Here is a 564-nt window from a genome sequence, read left to right as displayed (position 1 = left end):
CACTGATGCGCAGGCAGCGTTCGACACCTTGCTGGATGCCGGCGTGGTGGTACGCGACCAGCGCGCCGCGCCGCAGCTGGGTGATGCACTGCGCATCAGTATCGGCAGCCCCGAAGAGAATGACCGCGTGCTTGCGGCCCTGTCGGCGCGGAGGGCCGCAGCATGACCCCGATCCTGTTCATCGACCGCGACGGTACCCTCATCGAGGAGCCGTCCGACTTCCAGATCGACGCCTACGAAAAGCTGCGCTTCGTGCCGCAGGTGATCCCGGCGCTGCTGAAGCTGCGGGATGCCGGCTACCAGTTCGTGATCGTCACCAACCAGGATGGCCTGGGCAGCGACAGCTACCCGCGTGCCAGCTTCGATGGCCCCAACGAGCTGATGCTGCAGATCTTCGAAAGCCAGGGCATCACTTTCCGTGACGTGCTGATCGACTGCAGCTGGCCGCAGGACAACGCGCCGACCCGCAAGCCGGGCATCGGACTGATGACGGCTTATCTGCAGGACCGCAGCATCGACTGGGCGCGTTCGGGCATGGTCGGCGATCGCATCACCGACCTGCAG

General features: G+C 65.4%; 1 protein-coding gene. It reads left to right on the top strand.

The window, feature by feature from the left end:
- Positions 1-162: 162 nt before the first annotated feature.
- Positions 163-564, top strand: a 402-nt coding sequence (gene hisB, locus DAI20_RS20045; RefSeq protein ID WP_108252911.1) for a histidinol-phosphatase, incomplete at its 3' end; no start/stop codon positions are given.

Origin of the sequence: Planctomonas deserti, assembly GCF_003067705.1 — a bacterium.
Classification (GTDB): Bacteria; Actinomycetota; Actinomycetes; order Actinomycetales; family Microbacteriaceae; genus Planctomonas; species Planctomonas deserti.
This window is presented reverse-complemented; position numbering and strand designations above follow the sequence as displayed.